At 64.5% G+C, this 19491-nt stretch carries 12 protein-coding genes and 1 other RNA gene; 5 read left to right on the forward strand and 8 right to left on the reverse strand.

Annotated features, from left to right (window positions below):
- The first annotated feature begins 489 nt into the window (after positions 1–489).
- The 3 genes from G4L39_RS06010 to G4L39_RS06020 all read left to right on the forward strand — a co-directional run bounded on the left by G4L39_RS06010 (position 490) and on the right by G4L39_RS06020 (position 6039).
- Positions 490–4179, forward strand: coding sequence for a T9SS type A sorting domain-containing protein (locus G4L39_RS06010; protein WP_165106695.1), 3690 nt, complete (start codon positions 490–492; stop codon positions 4177–4179).
- 114 nt (positions 4180–4293) lie between these two features.
- Positions 4294–5211: a DHHA1 domain-containing protein gene (locus G4L39_RS06015; RefSeq protein WP_165106696.1), complete on the forward strand. Its 918-nt coding sequence runs from the start codon at positions 4294–4296 to the stop codon at positions 5209–5211.
- A 123-nt stretch (positions 5212–5334) separates the two neighbouring features.
- Positions 5335–6039 (forward strand): hypothetical protein, encoded by a 705-nt coding sequence (locus tag G4L39_RS06020; protein ID WP_165106698.1) that lies wholly within the window; start codon positions 5335–5337, stop codon positions 6037–6039.
- Positions 6040–6254: 215 nt separating this feature from the next.
- On the opposite strand, the gene G4L39_RS06025 is transcribed toward G4L39_RS06020, so the two are convergent.
- Positions 6255–8696, reverse strand: coding sequence for a sodium-translocating pyrophosphatase (locus tag G4L39_RS06025; RefSeq protein ID WP_240893835.1), 2442 nt, complete (start codon positions 8694–8696; stop codon positions 6255–6257).
- 351 nt (positions 8697–9047) lie between these two features.
- Here G4L39_RS06025 and rpiB point away from each other — a divergent pair, with 351 nt between their 5' ends.
- Together rpiB and G4L39_RS06035 are read left to right on the forward strand one after the other, a co-directional pair.
- A complete protein-coding gene (gene rpiB / locus G4L39_RS15540; RefSeq protein WP_165106699.1) occupies positions 9048–11210 on the forward strand; it encodes a ribose 5-phosphate isomerase B in 2163 nt (720 codons plus the stop codon).
- 291 nt (positions 11211–11501) lie between these two features.
- On the forward strand, positions 11502–12413 hold the full coding sequence (locus tag G4L39_RS06035) for a hypothetical protein (protein ID WP_165106701.1): 912 nt from the start codon (positions 11502–11504) through the stop codon (positions 12411–12413).
- Between the two features lie 39 nt (positions 12414–12452).
- Here the strand turns inward: G4L39_RS06035 and G4L39_RS06040 are convergent, their stop codons facing one another.
- From G4L39_RS06040 to ffs, 7 genes are all read right to left on the reverse strand, one after another.
- Complete coding sequence (locus G4L39_RS06040; RefSeq protein ID WP_165106703.1) at positions 12453–14378, reverse strand: M48 family metallopeptidase; 1926 nt, start codon at positions 14376–14378, stop codon at positions 12453–12455.
- 143 nt (positions 14379–14521) lie between these two features.
- A complete protein-coding gene (locus G4L39_RS06045) occupies positions 14522–15124 on the reverse strand; it encodes a LemA family protein (protein ID WP_165106705.1) in 603 nt (200 codons plus the stop codon).
- A gap of 195 nt (positions 15125–15319) precedes the next feature.
- On the reverse strand, positions 15320–15934 hold the full coding sequence (locus G4L39_RS06050; RefSeq protein ID WP_165106706.1) for an HAD family hydrolase: 615 nt from the start codon (positions 15932–15934) through the stop codon (positions 15320–15322).
- Positions 15935–15966: 32 nt separating this feature from the next.
- Positions 15967–16569: a recombination mediator RecR gene (recR, locus tag G4L39_RS06055; protein WP_165106707.1), complete on the reverse strand. Its 603-nt coding sequence runs from the start codon at positions 16567–16569 to the stop codon at positions 15967–15969.
- A gap of 50 nt (positions 16570–16619) precedes the next feature.
- Positions 16620–16931 carry a YbaB/EbfC family nucleoid-associated protein gene (locus G4L39_RS06060; protein WP_165106709.1) on the reverse strand — a complete coding sequence of 104 codons (312 nt, stop codon included), beginning with the start codon at positions 16929–16931 and terminating at the stop codon, positions 16620–16622.
- Positions 16932–16997: 66 nt separating this feature from the next.
- Positions 16998–18848: a DNA polymerase III subunit gamma/tau gene (gene dnaX / locus G4L39_RS06065; RefSeq protein WP_165106710.1), complete on the reverse strand. Its 1851-nt coding sequence runs from the start codon at positions 18846–18848 to the stop codon at positions 16998–17000.
- Positions 18849–18907: 59 nt separating this feature from the next.
- Positions 18908–19004, reverse strand: an RNA gene (ffs, locus tag G4L39_RS06070) — signal recognition particle sRNA small type.
- Positions 19005–19491 lie beyond the last annotated feature (487 nt).

Below are 19491 nucleotides of genomic sequence, written 5' to 3' on the forward strand. Positions count from 1 at the left end.
TCCTGCAAACCGGGCAGATCGTGGGCAGGCGCTGGGGTCTCAACCGCTCAGCCAGCATGCCATGGCCGCGGGCCTCGTAGGGGCGCGGCTTGAGTGATGGGCACCCTTGGCCATTGACCACGCATTCCAACCCCAGGGAGTCGGACCAAGCCCGGCGGGTCTCCTCTGCAGATGTCCTCTTGGACCAGGGTTAGGCCTGTCCGGGGCCGATCATGAGGGAACCGACCTTGCCCCATCGCGCCTTTACGTGGATGGATCCGCAGATCCCGGTGAAACGGCAAAGGGCGCCGGGTACCATTACGCCTTGGAGGGAGCTGACCTGGCAGGATTTCGGCAGCCGGCAAGTCCCTGGAACCGCGGTTCAGGATCGGGTGTAAAAGCCCTCAAGAAGGGCCGTGCCGTGCCGATGGTATATGGATTGAAGGTGATGTAAACGTAATGCGTGGGCGTTGGACGCAGCCACCCGCTGGAAAATCTACGGAGATGACCATGAGTCGGCAGCACAGGTCTTTTAACCAGAGCCAGTTGCGATGGGGCCTTTGGATGCTTCTCCTTGCCATGGGCTGTGGAGGTTTTTCCCCGGCCAATGCCGCGGTCCCGCTACCGGCAGCCCAACAGTTTGTGCCCGGTCAATGGCGCAGCTGGGAGGAGCTTCCCGAAAGCCGGTTGCGAGCTTCGTTGGCACGCCTGGCTCCGGAGGCGCGGCAGAGGGCTGTGGCATGGTTGCAAAGCTTTCAGTTCACCGGCGCGGATTGCGACTCGCTTGAAGTTGATGCCGACGGCGGGGTGTTTTATCGGTGCCGCTTTGTTGTGACGCCGATGCCGGCGTCCGCAGCTCCGGCTGAGCCGAGCCCGGGGACAGCGCAGGCCCCCCTTCCGGTAAGCCCGTTTCCAGATTCCCTCAAGTTCCACAGCCGGCCGGGCGCGCCCAACGTAATTTTCCTGAATTTTGCCGGGGAGACGGTGACCAACACGCAGTGGAATACCGACCTGGGCCGAGCGGTCATCCCGGCCCTGCCCTTCAGCATGGACGCGGACTTTACCACCTTTAGCGACAGTGAGCAGGCGGTGATCCGGGCGGTCTGGCAACGAGTGGCCGAGGACTATGCACCGTTTGACGTGGACGTGACCACGGAGCGTCCGGCCGTGTTCAACAATCGCACGGCAATGGTGCTGATCACTCGAAACACCGACGCCAACGGAGACCCCAACCCGTCCAGCGACGCCGGCGGTGTCAGTTACGTGAACGTGTTCGGCACCCTTTTCTACGCCCGGTACCGGCCCTGCTGGGTGTATGCCAACAACCTGGGATTCGTGGAATCGTACATCGCAGAGGCATCGTCGCATGAGGCCGGGCACAACCTGGGTCTCAGCCACGATGGCCGGACCGACGGCGTGGAATACTACGCCGGACACGGATCCGGCGACATTTCCTGGGCGCCGATCATGGGGGCCGGCTATAACCGCAACGTTACGCAGTGGAGCAAGGGCGAATACTATCTGGCCAACAATACCCAGGATGATCTCGCGGTGATTGCCTCCAAGCTGACCTACCGGCCCGACGACCACGGCCAAACGCCCGCAACGGCCACGGCCCTGGTACTGACCGGAGGCACCAACATCGTTTCCACAACCCCTCTAACCGATCCCGCCAACACCAACCGCGCCAACAAGGGCGTAATCGAAAAAAACGACGACGCGGACTGGTTCTCCTTAGTGACCGGGACCGGGCCGGTTCGCCTGACCGTCTGGCCCTGGGTCATGCCGTCCGGCACGCGGGGCGGGAATCTTGACCTGGCCGTGGAACTTTACGACTCAGCCGGCAATCTTTTGCTCACGAACAACCCGCCCGATACCACTTCCGCTACGATCTCCACCCAGTTACAGGCCGGTATGTACTTCTTGGTCGTCCGCAACAGCGGTGCCGGTGACCCGTTCGCACCGGTTCCGTCCGGTTACTCCGCCTACGGCAGCCTCGGCCAGTACTTTATCGAAGGTTGGGTCACGGATCCCTCGGGCGTTGTGGTGCCGCCGGTGGCCGAGCTGACCGTGGCCGACATCACCGAGCCCGGTCAGGCTCGGCAACTCCTGACCGTGGTCTACTCGGACAATGCCGCCATCCAGGTGAGCACCGTGGGCGATGGGGATTTGTGGGTGACCGGGCCCAACGGATACGCGCAGCCGGTGCGGCTGGAAAGCGTCAATCCCGTCACGAACGCGGCCTCGGTCACGGCCGTTTACAGTCTGCCCCCTCCGAACGGGCTCGCATGGTCTGTGGCGGACAATGGAACGTACGAGGTGTGGATGGTGGGCGGCGCGGTCGGCGATATCGAGGGGGGCTGGGTGTCCGCCGGGCTTCTGGGGCGGTTTACCGTGGCAGTCCCCATTGTTTATTACGAGGCCAGAATGGACGAAGATCCGGGTTGGACTTTGGATCCGCTCTGGCAATACGGCGTTCCCGCGTATTCCAGCGGCGGGCCCACCGGCGGCGCCACCGGATCGCGGATCATCGGGTACAACCTGTCCGGGAATTACGAGAACAACCTGCCCATGCGTTACGCCACCACCCCGCCCTTCTCCACCGTGGGAGCGACCAGCTTGAGCCTGCGTTTTCAGCGGTGGCTGCGCCTGCGGCGCGGCGATTCCGCCGTGATCGAGGTCTCCACCAATGGAACGGACTGGATAAGGGTCTGGTCTGCAAACGGAGCTGTCACCGACAACGCATGGCGACAGGTGCAATACGAGCTGCCGGCCCCGGTCGTGGGCGCTCGGGCCGTGCAGGTTCGCTGGGGCCTGGGTTCCAACCCATCCCAGTCCGACCTGGGCTGGCACCTGGACGACGTACAGGTGCTGGGCCAGGGTGTATGGGATCAAGCCCCACCGCGGCCGGTTCTCCGGGTTTCCGACATCACCCTGGCGGGTACAATCACGCACTCTTGCACCGTGGAGTTTGAAGACGAAACCGCCGTGCGCCTGGCAAGCCTGGACTCGGCCGACCTCTGGATCACCGGCCCCAATGGCTATGCGGAATGGGCGGCCTTTGTCGGTGCGGACGCGCCCATGGACGCGGCCCGGATCACCGCCACCTACTCGATTCCGGCTCCCAACGGGGCATGGGAACCCGAGCACAACGGGATTTACACCGTGACCCTGGTCGCAGGCGCTGTTGAGGATGTCTGGGGCCACGCCACGCCGGAGACGGTTTTGGGCACTTTTGAGGTCCGGGTTGCAGCGCCGGAATCCCCTACCCTGGCGGTTTTTCCGGAAGAAGGCTGGGCGGCCGGTGGACCGCAGGGCGGACCCTTCACCCCGGCCGAAGCGGTGTATGTGGTAACGAACTCCGGAAATGCGAGCCTTCGGTTTGCCGTGGAATCGGACGCAGCCTGGTTACAGGCGCTGCCCCACGAGGCAGACCTGGCTCCCGGCGAAAGTCGCCTTGTGCAGGCGACCCTCACCCCGGAGGCCGCGGGCCTGGCACCGGGGATCTACACCGCCACGCTGAGCTTCCAAAATCTTTCAGCCAGCCAAAGTCCGATTCCACGCCCGGTCAGCCTCGAAGTACGTGCACCCCGCCAGTTCCTCGTCCAGGTCACGTCGGAACCGCCGGACTGGGGTGAGGTTCAACCCGGGGGCGGGACCTTCACAGAAGGCGCTTTCGTGACGTTTCAGGCCGTGCCGCGGAACTGGTTTGCCTTTGCGGAATGGGGTGGAGACGTCCGGGCCACCACCAATCCGATCACCCTGGTCGTGACGCAGGACATGACGCTGGTGGCACGGTTTGTTGAGCTCACCACCACCAATCATCCCACACCTCTTTGGTGGCTGGCGGCCCTCGGCTATACGAATGATTTTGAGACGGCTGTCGAGAGCACGGGCGCCAACGGATTGCCGCTGTGGCAGTCGTACATCGCCGGATTAGACCCGTCCGACCCTGCCAGTCAGCTGCGGTTGGAAATCCGGCCGGAATTGGAGTCGGCCACCTTGCGACTGGAGTGGGACCCCCAACCCGGCCGCCTGTACACCCTGTGGGAGGCCGAGTCGCCCGATGGACCGTACGCGCGGGTTTCCGGCGCAGTGGACCTGGACTCCTCGGTGCGAACGTGGACCGTGCCCCTGGGCGTCTCCCGTGCGCGTTATTACCGACTGAGCGTCCGGCTCGACAGCGGAGGCGGTTCCTGATCTGACGCCGGCAGGCCGACCTCGGCTGCTCTGCGGGGTTTCGCAGGCCCAAAACCTCCAGCCCGAATGAAACGCGGCTGGCCAACCTCGATGGGTTCACCTAAGGTTGCCTCCATGGTGCCGTTGCCCAAGCCGGACGTCATTCTGACGCATGAAAGTGATTTGGACGGTCTGTTGGCGGGGGTTTTGCTCCGTCGGTTGGCCGAGGCCGAGTTCGGAGAACGCCCCCGCCTAGAGGCGTGGAGTTATCACGGCTTGCGGCAACGCCCCATGCATGAGACAGTCGCCTGGGTCACGGACCTGAGCTGGGAAAGTCGGATGGACCGTCCGCACTGGGTCATCATCGATCATCACCCGTACGAGACCCCGCCCAAGCACGCCCACCTGATTCATGATCCGCACAAGTCCGCCGCCTTGCTTTGTTACGAGCTGTGCCGGCAGGCCGGCCTCGGTTCGCCCCAACTCGACCGGCTGGTGCACCTGAGCAACGTGGCCGACCTCTTTCTGGACAGCGACCCCGACTTCGAGCTGGCCAGCGACTATGCCAACCTGGTCAAGATTTACGGGTTTTGGAATCTCATGACTCTGGTGGACGAGCAGATCGAACGATTGCTGGACCACCCGTTGCTGGAGGTGATGCGGGTCAAACGACAGGTCGAAAACCCCATCGGTCTTGCTTGGAGCCGCGAAAACATCGTGGAGATCGCCCCCGGCGTGGGCCTCGTCGAAACCGTGGTGGGCAATCCCAACCTCATTATGCACGCGTTGCTGGATGATCCCGGCGTGCGGTACTCGGTCTTGATGACCCTTGTCCGCCGCGGTAATGGCGCCATGGCCGTCAGCCTGCGAAGTCGTCACGGTGAAGCCTCGGCCATCGCCGCCCGACTGCAAGGCGGCGGGCACCCCAACGCGGCTGCGGCCACCCTGCCCCGCTCGGTCCGGACCCCGCAAGATGCGGTTCAGTACCTGAGGCAGGTTTTGAACCCCAAGGGTGAAGTCCACCTGAATCCCCTGCAGGATCTTTTCGCCTGATTCGCCCCGGCGGGAGCGAGACCGCTGGTTCACCATGGCCGGAATGCCTTCCGGCCCTGCCATCGTCCCATTACCCCGAACGGCCGGTTTGACATCAAGCGTGCCCGGGGCTATGGCAGGGCCATGCGAAACCGGAATCTCTCCCTGGCGTGGACGGCCGCACTGCTCGTCGTCGGTCAGGTCCACCCAACGGACGCAGCCGGCGAGCAGGACACGGTCACCCTGCCCCGCTGGCGTTACGAGGAGCTTCTGCGAAAGGAAGCCGAACTGGAGCGACTTCGATCCGCGACCGCCCACGCCGAGACCCGATCGGCCGACGACACCCATGCAACGCCGCCCACGCACCCGACCGCAGCGGGGTCGGCCGAGATGCGTCCCAACACCGCAGGACAGCCTTCGAACATTCCCCTCCCCGCTTTGCGGGAGGGCCAGTTGGTGCCGGCGGAAACCCTCGCCCTCTACTTCCATGGCGACGCTGCCGGGGCCCGTTTGGTGCCTTCGAATCTTCGGTTGCAGGTCCGCGGGCGCATCGCAGGTTTCGAGAAGCCCCTCCTGACACGGAACTTCCATGTCCTGCTGGAAACGGGTCAGCCTGCCATGCGGATTCGGTGCGTGGTCGAGCTCCCGGATGAACTTCAGGGTGTCTATGTCGCAGAGGCGGGCACGGCATTGATGGCTGCAGACCGGTCCGGTGCCCGGCGTCCGCTCCTGCGGGTTGGCCAGGACGTGACTGTTCAGGGAAGACTCAAAGGGCTGAAGGGCCAGGTCATTGAGCTGGCGAATTGCCGGTTGACCCCGACAGCCGGGCGCTCCAACCAGGTACCCTGACCGGCGCCAGCCGGGACGCTGCGCCGCTGCTGTGGATCGGGGCGTGACGGTCCGGGCCGGGCATATGGGCAGACGGAATATCCGGGCCGGAGGTGCTGGGAGGCGCAGTTCGCGTTCGTGGTTTTTGGTTGATTGAGGTGAAAAAAGCAGCTCCCCCAAAAGCGACGGCCGGGTGGCTCGCCAACCACCCGGCCGCTGTCTGAGCCAGAGTGCGCTTACTTCTCCTCGGGAATCCGCATGGCGTAGAAGGAACGGTACACGAAGGCCAGGGCGATGATCAGCAGGACCACCGCAATCCCGGTCTTCAGCCCGACCTTCCCGGCCTTCTGCATGGCCACGGCGATTTCAACGGCCAGCAATCCGAAAAGCGTGGTGAACTTGATGATGGGGTTCATGGACACCGAACTGGTGTCCTTGAACGGATCACCCACGGTGTCGCCCACCACGGTGGCGGCGTGAAGCTCGGTGCCCTTCTGGCGCAGGTCCACCTCCACGATCTTCTTGGCATTATCCCAGGCACCACCGGCGTTGGCCATGAACACGGCCTGGAACAAACCAAAGAAGGCAATCGAGATCAGATAACCGATGAAGAAGTAGGCGTTGAAGAAGGCCAGCGCCAGGGACATGCAGAAGATGGCAATGAAGATGTTGATCATGCCCCGCTGGGCGTACACGGTGCAGATCCGGACCACCTCTTTGCTGTCCTCCATCGAGGCCGCCTTGGCGCTGAGGTCAAGGTTCTCCTTGATGTACACCACGGCGCGATACGCACCGGTGACCACCGCCTGCGTCGATGCCCCGGTGAACCAATAGATCACCGCTCCGCCCATCAGGAAGCCCAGCACGATCTCGGGCTGGACCAGCGACAACTTGCTGATCACGTCGCCGAATTCCTTGTCCAACAACAGGATGATCCCGAAGATCATCGTGGTGGCCCCCACGACGGCCGTGCCAATCAGCACGGGTTTGGCCGTGGCCTTGAAGGTGTTCCCCGCCCCGTCGTTCTTCTCCAGATTGTGTTTGGCGGCCTTGAAATCAGGTTTGAACCCGAACTTGCTCTGGATGTCCTGTTCGACGTTGGGCACCGACTCGATCTGGCTCAGTTCGTACACCGACTGGGCGTTGTCGGACACGGGACCAAAGCTGTCCACGGCAATGGTCACCGGGCCCATGCCGAGGAAGCCGAACGCCACCAGGCCAAAGGCGAAGATCGGCGCGGCGAACCCGATGCCCTCGGGCATGATGGATTGAAGCGCCTGATGGCCCGCCATCAGGGCTGCCACCAGCATGAGGGTCAGCATCAACAAGCCCTGCCAGAAGGCCGAGAAATTGCCCGCCACAAAACCCGACAGGATGTTCAGCGAGGCGCCGCCCTGCCGTGAGGCGGTCACGATCTCCTGGGTGTGCTTGGCGTTGGTGCTGGTGAAAATCTTGGTGAACTCCGGTATCAGCGCGCCCGCCGCAGTACCGCAGGAGATGATCACCGACAACACCCACCACAGATCCGGCTGGGGCTGACCATGCACATCCTGGAAGTCACCCAGCATCAGTTTGCTGACCACAAAGGTGAGAACGATCGAAATGGCCGAGGTCAACCACACCAACCAGGTCAGCGGCTTTTCGGGGTGGAAATCCCGGGCCGTGCCGTATTTGGCCCCGAAGATGGCCTGGTTGAGCCCGTAGGCCACCAGCGAGGTCACGATCATCATGATGCGCATCACGAAGAGCCACGTGATCAGCTTGGCACAAATGGCCCCGGTCAGGCCTTCGGACCCCAAGGTGAGCGCAAGGAACGCAATCAGGGCAACCCCCGTCACGCCATAGGTCTCAAACCCGTCCGCCGTGGGCCCCACCGAGTCGCCCGCATTGTCCCCGGTGCAGTCGGCAATGACGCCCGGGTTCTTCGGGTCGTCCTCCGGCAGCTTGAAGACGATCTTCATGAGGTCGGACCCGATGTCGGCAATCTTTGTAAAGATGCCGCCGCAGATACGGAGGGCCGATGCACCCAGCGACTCGCCGATGGCAAACCCGATGAAGCACGGACCGGTCAGCTCCGGCGGCAGGAAGACCAGGATGCAGATCATGAAGAACAGCTCCACACTGATCAGGAGCAGGCCCACACTCATGCCGGAGCGCATGGGGATCGCCAGAGGCGGCCAGGGCAAACCCTTCAGGGCGGCAAACGCAGAACGGCTGTTGGCCTGGGTGTTGATCCGCATGCCAAACCAGGCCACCCCGTAACTGCCCAGGATCCCCAGGACCGAGGAAAGCAGGATCACCAACACGCTACCGGCCGGCATGTGCCGCAGCGATCCGAAGTAATAAATGATGCAGATCCCGATCAGCGCCCAAAGCAGGGCCAGGAATTTCCCCTGCTGGATCAGGTAACTTTTGCAGGTCTCCCAAATGAGGTTGGAGACATTCCGCATCGCCTCGTGCACCGGCAACGCCTTCGTCTGCAGGTACTGCACCAGCCCAAACAGCGCCCCGATGGCGCACACCGCGATGCCCAGGAGCATCAGGGCGTAGCCACTGACCCCGCCCAGGGCGGGAAAATGAACCTCACGCAAACTCGGCAGCCTCAATTCCGCCTCGCTGGCCATGACCGAAACGAAGCTGCCCCCAAAAAGCATCATCGCCGTTGTTAGTGCCCGCATACGATTCAACCTTTGCATAGACAACACAGTTGATCAGGAGACTGCCCGTGTGATCGGTTCAGGCCAACACTTTTTTTGCGCCAGTGCAACCCAATTTTGTCCGCCAGGGCGGGCGGGAAAACGGCCCGCCGGGCCCGCCGGGAATGGAAGAAAACCACCTGCTCCCGCGCCGGTCGGGTTGGCCGCCAGTCCCGATTCACCCGGGCGCCCGGGTCCCCGGACCGGGCTCCGGAAGTCGCCGTCTCATCGCTCCGCCAGGGCCGGTTGCGAATGCACGGTCCCGACTGCATAGTTCGCCGTTGACGAACCGTCCAGGGGCGCCAAACTAAACCCTCCGTTTGCGAAGGTTGAATGAAGACGATTCTCTTTGTTTGCACGGGCAATGTGTGCCGCAGTCCGATGGCCGAGGGGCTTTTCCGCCATGCGGTTCAGGGCCGCGGCGACTATCGGGTCCTCTCCGCAGGCTTGGGCGCCCTCGAAGGTCAACCCCCCAGTGCCCATGCCGTCCAGGCCATGAAGGAGCTCGGCATCGATATTTCCGGCCACCGAAGCCGCTCGCTCACGGCCGATCTGGTGGCCCAGGCGGACTACATCTTCGGCATGACGCACGGCCATGTGGAGGGGATTCTCCTGCTGTTTCCCGAAGCCGCCGAAAAGACCTTTTTGCTGCGTGAGTTTGACGATTCGGTGGAGGGTTTCGACAAGGACATCAGCGACCCCATCGGCGGTTCCTATGAGGTGTACGTCCGGTGCCGGGACCAGATCCGCGACGCCATCCAGACCCTTTTGCCCGTCCTGGAACGCGATCTGATGGAGGCGCAGCGAACCGCCTGGGAGGCGGGGCCGGTGGCCGTGGGCGCCGATCATGCCGGGTTTGCCCTGAAACAGGCACTGGTGCAGGCCCTGCAGCAACGCGGCACGGAGGTTCTGGACCTTGGCACCCACAGCCCTGATTCCACGGATTACCCGGATTACGCCCACGCGGTGGCGAGGGCTGTGGCCGACCGGCGGGCTCGCTGGGGGATCCTCTGCTGCAGCACCGGCATCGGCATGAGCATCGCCGCCAACAAGGTGCCGGGTGTACGGGCCGCCCTGGTGCATGACGTGGAAGAAGCCGCCCTGGCTCGGCGTCACAACGACGCCAACGTGCTCTGCTTCTCCGGACGGCGCACCACTCCGGAGCAGGCGCTGGCCATGATTGACGCGTTCCTCCAGGCCCAGTTCGAAGGGGGCCGACACGAACGCCGGGTGCACAAGCTGGAGAGTTGTTGCGCCGGTCGAACCGGCCTTCGGCACGTGGACCCGGCCGTGGCCGCCCTGATTGAACAGGAGCGTTTGCGCCAGCAGGAGAACCTCGAATTGATCGCAAGTGAGAATTTCGCCAGCCCGGCCGTCCTGGAAGCCCAGGGATCCGTGCTGACGAACAAGTATGCCGAGGGTTATCCCCGCCGGCGCTGGTACGGCGGTTGCGAGTTCGTGGACCAGATCGAACAACTGGCGATTGACCGCGCGAAGAAACTCTTCGGCGCCGAACACGCCAACGTGCAGCCCCATTGCGGCTCGGCCACCAACATGGCCGTGTACTTCGCATTCCTGAAGCCGGGCGACAAGATCCTCACCATGGACCTGAGCCACGGGGGCCATCTCACGCACGGGCACCGGGCCAATTTCTCCGGCAAGTTTTTCGAGGTCATCCACTATGGCGTCCGGCGCGAGGACGAGCTGATTGACTACGATGAGTTGTTGCGACTCGCCAGGGAGCATCGGCCGCGCATGATCACCGTCGGGGCCAGTGCGTACCCGCGGATCATTGACTTTGCCCGGATGGCCCAGATCGCCCAGGAGGTCGGAGCCTATCTGCTGGCCGACATCGCGCACATCGCCGGCCTTGTGGCGGCCGGACTGCATCCCAGCCCGGTGCCGTATGCGGATTTTGTCACCACCACCACGCACAAGACCCTGCGCGGGCCGCGGGGCGGATTGATCCTGTGCCGTGAAAAATACGCCAAGGAAATCGACGCCATGGTGTTCCCCGGCATCCAGGGCGGCCCGCTGGAGCATGTCATCGCGGCCAAGGCGGTTTGCTTCGAGGAAGCCATGCAGCCGTCCTTCCGCGCCTATCAGGAACAGATCCTCAAGAACGCCAGGGCCCTGGCGGAGGGACTCAAGCGAAACGGGTTCCGGCTGGTCAGCGGCGGCACCGACAATCACCTAATGCTGGTGGACGTGGGTGCACGGGGTTTGACGGGCAAGGATTGCCAGGCCGCACTGGACGAAGCCGGCATCACCGTCAACAAGAACACCATCCCCTTCGAAACCCGGTCCCCTTTCCTGGCCAGCGGCATCCGCATCGGTACACCGGCGGTCACCACGCGGGGGATGAAAGAGCCGGAGATGGCCGCCATTGCCGACATGATCAGCGAGGTGCTGATGGACCTGAACAATCACGAAGCCATCGCCAAGGTCCGACAGCGGGTGCGGGAGCTCACCTCGCGATTCCCCCTCCCCTACTGACCGGAATTGGAGGAAAGAGCTGCCTCGCACCGGGCGCCCGGCGCCGAGGTCCATTGGCTCCGAACCGGATCAAGCCCCCTGCGCAGCTACGCCGGGGCTTGCAACGTGGAGGCTGCCGTGGGCACGCTGCCCTCCGTGAAGCTGTTCCTCGACCCGCGGTGGCGGCTGCCTGAACCTGCCCCGTCGCGAAAACGCCGGGACCACGTCGCGGCACAGCGAAAAGCGGGAACGTTGTGCAACTCTCGGTCGGTCAAGGGGTTGGTGTTGGGGCCTTGCAGGATCGGATTGGGCATGCTCGTGGCGCTGGCCGCAACCGCATCACTGCCGGCACAGCCGGAGGAGGACAATCCCCGGAAGGTGGTCCAAAGTGCGCTGCCCCAGGGGCCGGGCCTTGCCGCTGCCCATGTAGCAGATCGTGGTCTCGGCGAACACCCGGACGTCCGGTTTACCGACGACTTCGAAACGGGGCCTTTGGAAAACCGGTGGGATGAGGTTCGCAATCCGGCCGGGGCGGTGCTGCGTTGGAGCCGGCCCGGCGGGCCGGCCTTTCTGGGTCAACGGTGCCTGCGGGTCGAAGCGCACCTGGATCGCGACACCGGGGGCGGTCTCACCCGGTGGTTCCAACCCGCTCCAACGGTCTTCGTCCGATTCTACACACGCTTTGTCCCTCCCTGCGACTACATCCACCACTTTGTGACCCTGCGGGGCAACCGTGGCCTCCGCGGTGCTGATCGTTGGTCCGGGTTTGGCGGTGCCGGCCAAAAGCCTGCCGGCGACGAACGGTTCTCCACGGCCCTGGAACCGTGGGGCAACTGGGGTCGGTGGCCGGCCCCGGGCCGATGGCAGTTCTACAGTTACTGGTACCGGATGCGCCCCTCCCCCGACGGCCGCTTCTGGGGTAACACGTTTGAGGTTCCCACCGCCCCGTTGATCCCCGCCAACCGCTGGATCTGTGTGGAGTTCATGCTTCGACAGAACACACCGGGCGTTGCGGATGGCGAACAGGCGTTCTGGATCGACGGCCAACTGCAGGGGCATTGGACCGGCATTTCCTGGCGCCGGACGGACATCCTGCAGGCCAACGCACTCACGCTGGAGGCCTACATCACCGACCGCTGGGCCCGTCAGATCACCAATGTCGTGGAATTCGACAACGTGGTCGTCGCAACGAAGTACATCGGCCCCGCCCGCAGCCCGGATTGAAAACGGGTCACCGTGGAGGCCGCAGCGGCGTGGCACGCTTCAAGACGCCGGCTGCAGGCCCTCCACGAAGGGTGGCACAGGGCAATCCAACGCGTCGGCGATGGCACGGAGCAGCTCGGCCTCCTGAACCTCGAGCAGCCCGTCCGCCGAGGCTGCTGCCGCACAAGCTTCCAAAACACGGCGTTTGATCGCCGGTGAAGCGTGGGCGAGACGTTCGAGCGCCGCATCGAGCTGCGCCAGACCGCAGGATTCGGCCGGCAGCAGGGGCGGCGCCGGAGCGTTTCCAAACAAGGACTGCCATCCAACCTGAAAACTGTGTTCGGCCTGCCGCGGATCCGAATGACCCGCACGCGCCAGGACCGAAAGGACCACCCGGACGGCAGGCTCCAAGGGCCGCAGTGCGTAGTATTGCACCGGCCGGGCGCGCTCGGGGTAAAACCGGGCCGTCAAGTGGCGCCGCACCATTCGTTGCAGCGTGTACTCGAACAGGTCAATTTGCCGGTCGCTTTCCATCAACCAGCGCAGGGCGTGGCTGAACAAGACAAAATCTTCCGCCTCGATGCCATGGAGCGCCGGCAGGGCCAGTTGCACCAGCGGCAACCGGGCCCCCGGTGGTATCCCTGCCAGCAGGGGTTCCAGGGCGCACAGGCGATTGTACACGCCGGGCGGCACACGGGTCTGAAGTCCCATCTTCTGCTGATGCCGCAACTCGGGGTCGGCACTGAGCCCCACGCCCAGCACGACGGCTTGGGCGCCGATCACGTCGCGGGCCGCTTCCAATACCTCATGGGGCAGCACGGACTTCAGAGCCGCAGCAAAACGCAGCTGAGCCGGTCCGGGCCGACCCACCCGGGCCGCCACGGCCCCGGCCGGCACACGTCCCCCACCCCAAAGCGCACTTGCCAGGTCCGGCGCGGGCCCCCCGCGGGCGAGCGTTTCGCGCCCCAACGGTTCGCCGGAGGGTGTCAGGGTCACGACGGGGAACTTTCCGTCCCACGCGGGATCAAGTCGGCGGATCCGCTCCTCCAATGGCGGATGCGTGGCCCACCAGAGGGTGGCCCTGTACAGGGCCGAGCTGAAAAAGAGGTGGGCCGCCTCGGAAGCCCGGGGGTGCCGCACCACGGACCCGTGCACCAGTCCCCCGATCTTCTTCAGGGCACCGGCAAGGCCCTGGGGATTGCGGGTAAACTGCACCGCCGCAGCATCGGCAAGGTACTCGCGTTGACGGCTGACCGCGGCCTGGATCAGACGCCCGAAAAAGACCCCGAGCGATCCCAGGACCATGAGCAACAACCCCAACAAAGGCGCCGGATTGTTGCGGCCCCGAAAGCGCAACAAAATCCGCCCCACTTCACTGAGGCACAGGATGCCAAAAATCCAGCCGATCAGCCGGATGTTCAACCGCATGTCGCCGTTGAGAATGTGACTGAATTCGTGGGCAATCACGCCCTGGAGCTCGTCCCGGTTCAGCAACTGCATGCAACCGCGGGTCACGCCAATCACCGCGTCGGTGGGATGATACCCTGCGGCAAATGCATTGATCCCGGGCTCATCATCCAACACATACACGGGAGGCACCGGCAAACCCGAGGCCAGGGCCATTTCTTCCACCACGTTGAGCAGGCGGCGTTCGTGAAAGTCCCGGGTGTCGGGACGAATCAACCGCCCACCCAGGCTCTCCGCCACGCTGCGCCCGCCGGACCGGAGCGAGAGGATCCGGATCCAGCTGCCCGTCGCCACCACGGCCAGCGTGCCGCCCACGCAAAACAAAAACACACGGGGTTCCCACCATGAAGCCCGTGCCGGCGCCCCTCTGCCCCGCGACCCGGGGTCTTCCATGAGCCGCAACCAACCCCAAATGGCCCCATAAACAGCCAGGGCAATCCCCAGGACCGCCAGGGTGAAGAGGAGTACGAGCCGGCGGGTTCGCTTTCGAGCCTGATCCTGTGCGGAAAAGAAATCCATGAACCAACGGCCCGGAACTATCGCGGAGAATCTTCCCACTGTTGCCGGCCTTCTCCGAGCTGCCGTGCATCCCGTGCCATGAAATCGTCAGGGGCAGGGAAACCGGAACCGTCCCGGTACGCGCAGCCCGCGAAAGCCACCGGTCAACTGAACGACACCCGCGGCGCAGCACGTTCCTCGGGCTTTTCCACCTGGAACAGTTCAGCCGGCCCGAAGTTGAACATTCCGGCCACGATGTTGGTGGGGAAACTCTCCCGCTGCGTGTTGTAAACCATCACGGCGTCGTTGTATGCCTGGCGTGCAAAGGCGATCTTGTTTTCGGTGGACGTCAGTTCCTCCATCAGCTGCGCCATGGTCTGATTGGCTTTCAGATCCGGGTAGGCCTCGGCCAGGGCGAACAACCGGCCCAGCGTGCCGGCCAGTGTTCCCTCGGCCGCCACAAGGGCTTTCATGGCTTCGGGATCGGCCGGATTGGCCCCCACGCGACCGCTGGCCTGCACGGCGGCGTTGCGCGCGGCGATCACTGCCTCCAACGTGCCGCGCTCGTGTTTCAGGTAACCCCTGGCCGTCTCCACCAGGTTCGGTATCAGGTCATAACGACGCTTCAATTGCACGTCGATCTGCGCCCACGCGTTCTTGAACCGGTTGCGCAACGTGACCAGCCGATTGTAGGCACCAATCAGCCAGAACACCGCAAGCAACACCAACACAAACAAACCCAATGCGATCCATGCCAACACGCTCATGATCACGCCCTCCTTCCTCAGGTTCTGGTTTGGCCCTACAGCTAGGCCAAAATCCAGGCACCGGCAACCGTAAAAGCATCGGCCGCAGTCCCCCACCCCCTGCCGGGCGGCGCCACCAACCACCCCCCACAAGCGGCCCGTGCCAGGGATCCCGCCCATTGCCGGTTTCACCCGGTCGGCGGCCGGGGGACCGGATCACAACAGCCCCAACTCGGCAAGGCGTTGCCGGCTGGATTCCGGGTCGGTATGAACCCACGCCTGCCAACCGCGGTCCAAACCCGCCTGTACGTTTTCGGGTCGATCGTCCAAATAGGCAATCTGCGGGCCCTGCCTGCCGGTCAGCCGTTCCAGGACCTCGTACATGCCGGGAGCCGGCTTCATGGACCGCACCTCGTACGAGAGCACCACGCCGTCGAAGTTGTGGACGAAGGGGAAATGCCGGCGGATGTGTTCCATGGCCAGGTCGTTCGTGTTCGAAAACAACCAGGTGGGAATCCCGCGTTCCCGCAGACGGGCCTGCACCGCCACCATGGGTTCGATGGGCCAGAAAATGTCGGCAAAGCAATGGGCGAACTCGGCCAGGTCGCCGCGGAACCCGGTGCGTGCCCGCACCGTCTCGAAAAACTCTTCCCGGCCGATCCGACCGCTCTCGTACCGACACAGCAGATCCGGGGAATCCAGCACATCCCGAACCTCGATTTCGGTCGCCCGACTGCGCTCGGCAATCCGTCGCGCGGCAATCCGATAATCAAAGTCCAGCAGCACCTTTCCTAGGTCGAACACCACGATTTCAGGTCGTACAGTTGTCATGGAAACTCGTCCGCAGACCCGCCGGTTCCGGCTCAGGTCATCTCCCGCCGGCCCTGGAGGGCATGGCCCAGGGTCACTTCATCGGCGTATTCCAACCCGGTGCCCGCCGGCAGGCCGTGGGCGATGCGCGTGATTCGCAGACCCGGCCGGGCCAGCCGCCTGGCCAGATAGTGGCACGTGGCCTCGCCCTCAACGTCCGTTCCCAGGGCCAGAATCAATTCCCGCACCGGCTCGGCCTGCAGGCGTTGTTCCAGGGCGGCAATCCGCAGGTCGTCCGCCTCGACCCCCTCCAGCGGCGAGATCCGCCCCCCGAGCACATGGTAGCGACCGTGGTAGCTGCCCGAACGCTCGATGCTCAGCACGTCCGTCGGCCGTTCCACCACGCAAAGCAACGAATCGTCCCGGCGCGGGTCCGTGCAAAGTCGGCAGGGCGATGCCTCCGTCAACGCCCCGCAACGGGTGCAGGCGTGAATGCTCGCGCGGGCGCGGAGAATCGCGTCGGCCAGCTCCTGCGCCAGCGCCGGTTCGCGTTGCACCAGAAACAGCGCCATCCGTTCCGCCGAGCGACGCCCCACACCGGGCAGACGCGTCAGCGCCGTGATCAGGGCTGTCAACGGTTCCGGCCAACCGTTCATGCAAGCTCCGGTTTCAACTCCGGCACCTCCCTGCCGCCCATGGACCCCGTTCACATCAGCCCCGGCAACTGAAAACCGGCGGTGACCCGGGCCATCTCCGCATTGGCAATCTCCTTGGCCCGGTTCAGCGCCTGGTTCACCGCGCTCAGGATCATGTCCTCCACCAGGCTGGCATCCGCAGGGTTCAATGCCTGCGGGTCAATCTTCAGACTCACCAGCGTACCGTCGCAGCGAACCACCACCTTGACCGCGCCACCCCCGCTGGTCGCTTCCACGGTCCGCTGCGTCAACTGATTCTGCACCTGCTCGATCTGCTGCTGCAGGCGTGCCGCCTGCTTGATCATTTTACCCAGGCTCGACATGGACGTGCTCCTTTCTCCGAGGCGGCCGGCGGCCGAGGGGCTCAGCCCCGTCCCGACCTGCTCCGCTCAACCTTGCTTGACGATTCGCGCCTTGAACATCTCCAAAGCCTGCCGAATCAACGGATCGTTCTTGAACTCCTCCGGGTCCAGCTTGAGGGGCGGCGCCGGCGTCTCACCGGCGGGTTTGCGCGCACGGGCCGCAGGCCGGGTCCCACTCGTCCCCGACGCGCCACCGACAGCCCCCGCCCCCGCCTCCGGCGTCTGCGGAGCACCGCCAGCCCCGACTCCGGTCGCCGGTGCATCCGCCAACCCCGGACTCGGCTGCGTCACCGGCGGGTCTGCCACCACAAACGTGACTTCAGCCGTTGGCATCCCCAGCTCCCGCAGCTTGGTCTCCAAAACCTGGCGGAACTGCGGTGTGTCCGCCAACGCCTTGTACTCCTGCCACTCCCGCGGGAAGCCAATCACCACTCGTTGACCCTCGCGCCGGGCCAGGTACGCATGCTCAAGATAGCTCCGCAAAAACGGGCTGGCACGGCCCACAGTGTCAAGGAGCCGGGCCCAGAACGCCTCGTCCGAGGTGGGCGTGGAGGCTGGTGCGGCTCCGGAGGCTAGAGGACCAGCCGCAGCGGCGGTGGCAGAAGCCGGGCGCGCATCCGGGACGGACTGATCCAGCCCACTCACCGCAGCCGTCTCCAGGTCCTGCTGCCCCCCAAACCCACCGGCGGACGGCGTCGAGCCGGGGTTCGTCGCCGACTCCCTCGATTCCACTTCCAAACCATTCCGGAGCGCTCGCAGCTTCTCCAGCACGTACTCCAGACTCACCGCCTGCCGAGCCTCAATGGCCCGCAAGAGCGCCACTTCCAGCATCACCTGCCGCGACACCGCGTCGCCCAGCCGGTTCTCGGCATCCGCCAGCACCTCCACAATCCGCGCCGCCCCTTCCCAGGTCACCAACCCCGCCTGTTCCCTCAAGGCAGTCCGCTCCGCCTCGGACAGGTCCAACAGTTCGGCATCGTCCCCCGCCAGTTGCCAGACCATCAAATTGCGAAAATGCCCAACCAGGTCGCCCAACAGGCGCCCCGGATCCTTGCCCTGCCCCAGCAATTGATCCAGCAACCGTACCACCCCGATGCGGTCGCCGCGCAGGATCGCCCCGCTGAGACCCAGCAACTGGTCCCGGGCGGTCAGCCCGTACATCGAAAGCACGTCGCTCTCCTGAATTCGCCTGCCGCAGAAGCTGATCAACTGATCCAGCGTGGACTCCGCATCCCGCAGCCCCCCGTCCGCCCCGCGGGCAATGGCGTACAGAGCCGCCTCGTCGATCTCCACCCCCTCCAGCCGCGCGATGTGCGCCAGGTGCCGCACCATCAGCGCGGTGGGGATGCGCCGCAGATCAAATCGCTGGCAACGGGACAAAATCGTGGCGGGAACCTTCTCCGGCTCCGTGGTCGCAAACATGAACTTCACGTGATCGGGGGGCTCTTCCAGCGTCTTGAGCAACGCATTGAACGCCTCCCGCGTCAGCATGTGCACCTCGTCGATGATGTAGATGCGGAATCGGGACTGGGCCGGCGCATAATGGACCGTCTCACGAAGACTGCGAATCTCGTCAATGCCCCGGTTGCTGGCAGCGTCAATTTCCAGCACGTCCAGGGAACGGCCCTCGGCGATCTCGCGACACCGGGGATCGTCATCGGAGAACTCCACCGTGGGCCCGTTGGTGGCGTTCAAACACTTGGCAAAGATCCGCGCAATGGTCGTCTTGCCCGTGCCCCGCGGCCCGCAAAACAGGTACGCATGGGCAATCCGGTTCTGGGCAATGGCATTGGCCAGGGTCCGCGTCACATGCTCCTGACCCACCACCTCGCTGAACCGTTGCGGCCGATACTTGCGCGCTATGACCTGATAAGACATGACCGGGGTCGAAAACCGCGCCTCCAGCAGGAACGCCCCCCGTGGAGACGGGAAAATCCAAAGGCCAGGGTGACCACGGCAGATGCAGAGCAAACTACCGTTGCTGCCTTCCGGCCCTGGCGGGGTTCGTTTGTCCGCATTCCGTGGGCCCTGGCGCCTCTCACTCTGCGCCAACCCTGCCCCCGCTTCAAGAGGAACTTGCACTCGATGGGAAACGAGCCGTCAGGCGCCCCAAATCGGCCTGGATCCGATACAAGCCCGCGGACGCAGAATCCGAAGGAATTCGAAAAGGCGCGCGAGGCTCGAGGGCCCGCAGCCGAACCGGGCCCGAAGTCCATGACACGCCCAGAGGGGCCTTAACCCCTGGCGTCCACCTCCCAGGGTGCCGAAGCGCCCGGTCCGGCCCGGCCGTCCCGGATCCAATTCCCTTCGCCTTTGCCACTGCGGATCCGGCCGTTGCCCGGTGCACCGGCAGCCCGATCGGGGCAAGGATCAGCCCGATAAGCCCGGCATGGTTGCCCATCCAGTTGCCCCAAGCCGCCCGGTCGCCGGTTCGCCCCACCCGCGTCTTCCAGTGCGCCGCCAATGCCACCCCGCTCGCACTTGTTCATGCCACGTCATGCCCCAAATCGTCCGTAAGCCT

The sequence above is a fragment of the Limisphaera ngatamarikiensis genome, from assembly GCF_011044775.1.
Classification (GTDB): domain Bacteria; phylum Verrucomicrobiota; class Verrucomicrobiia; order Limisphaerales; family Limisphaeraceae; genus Limisphaera; species Limisphaera ngatamarikiensis.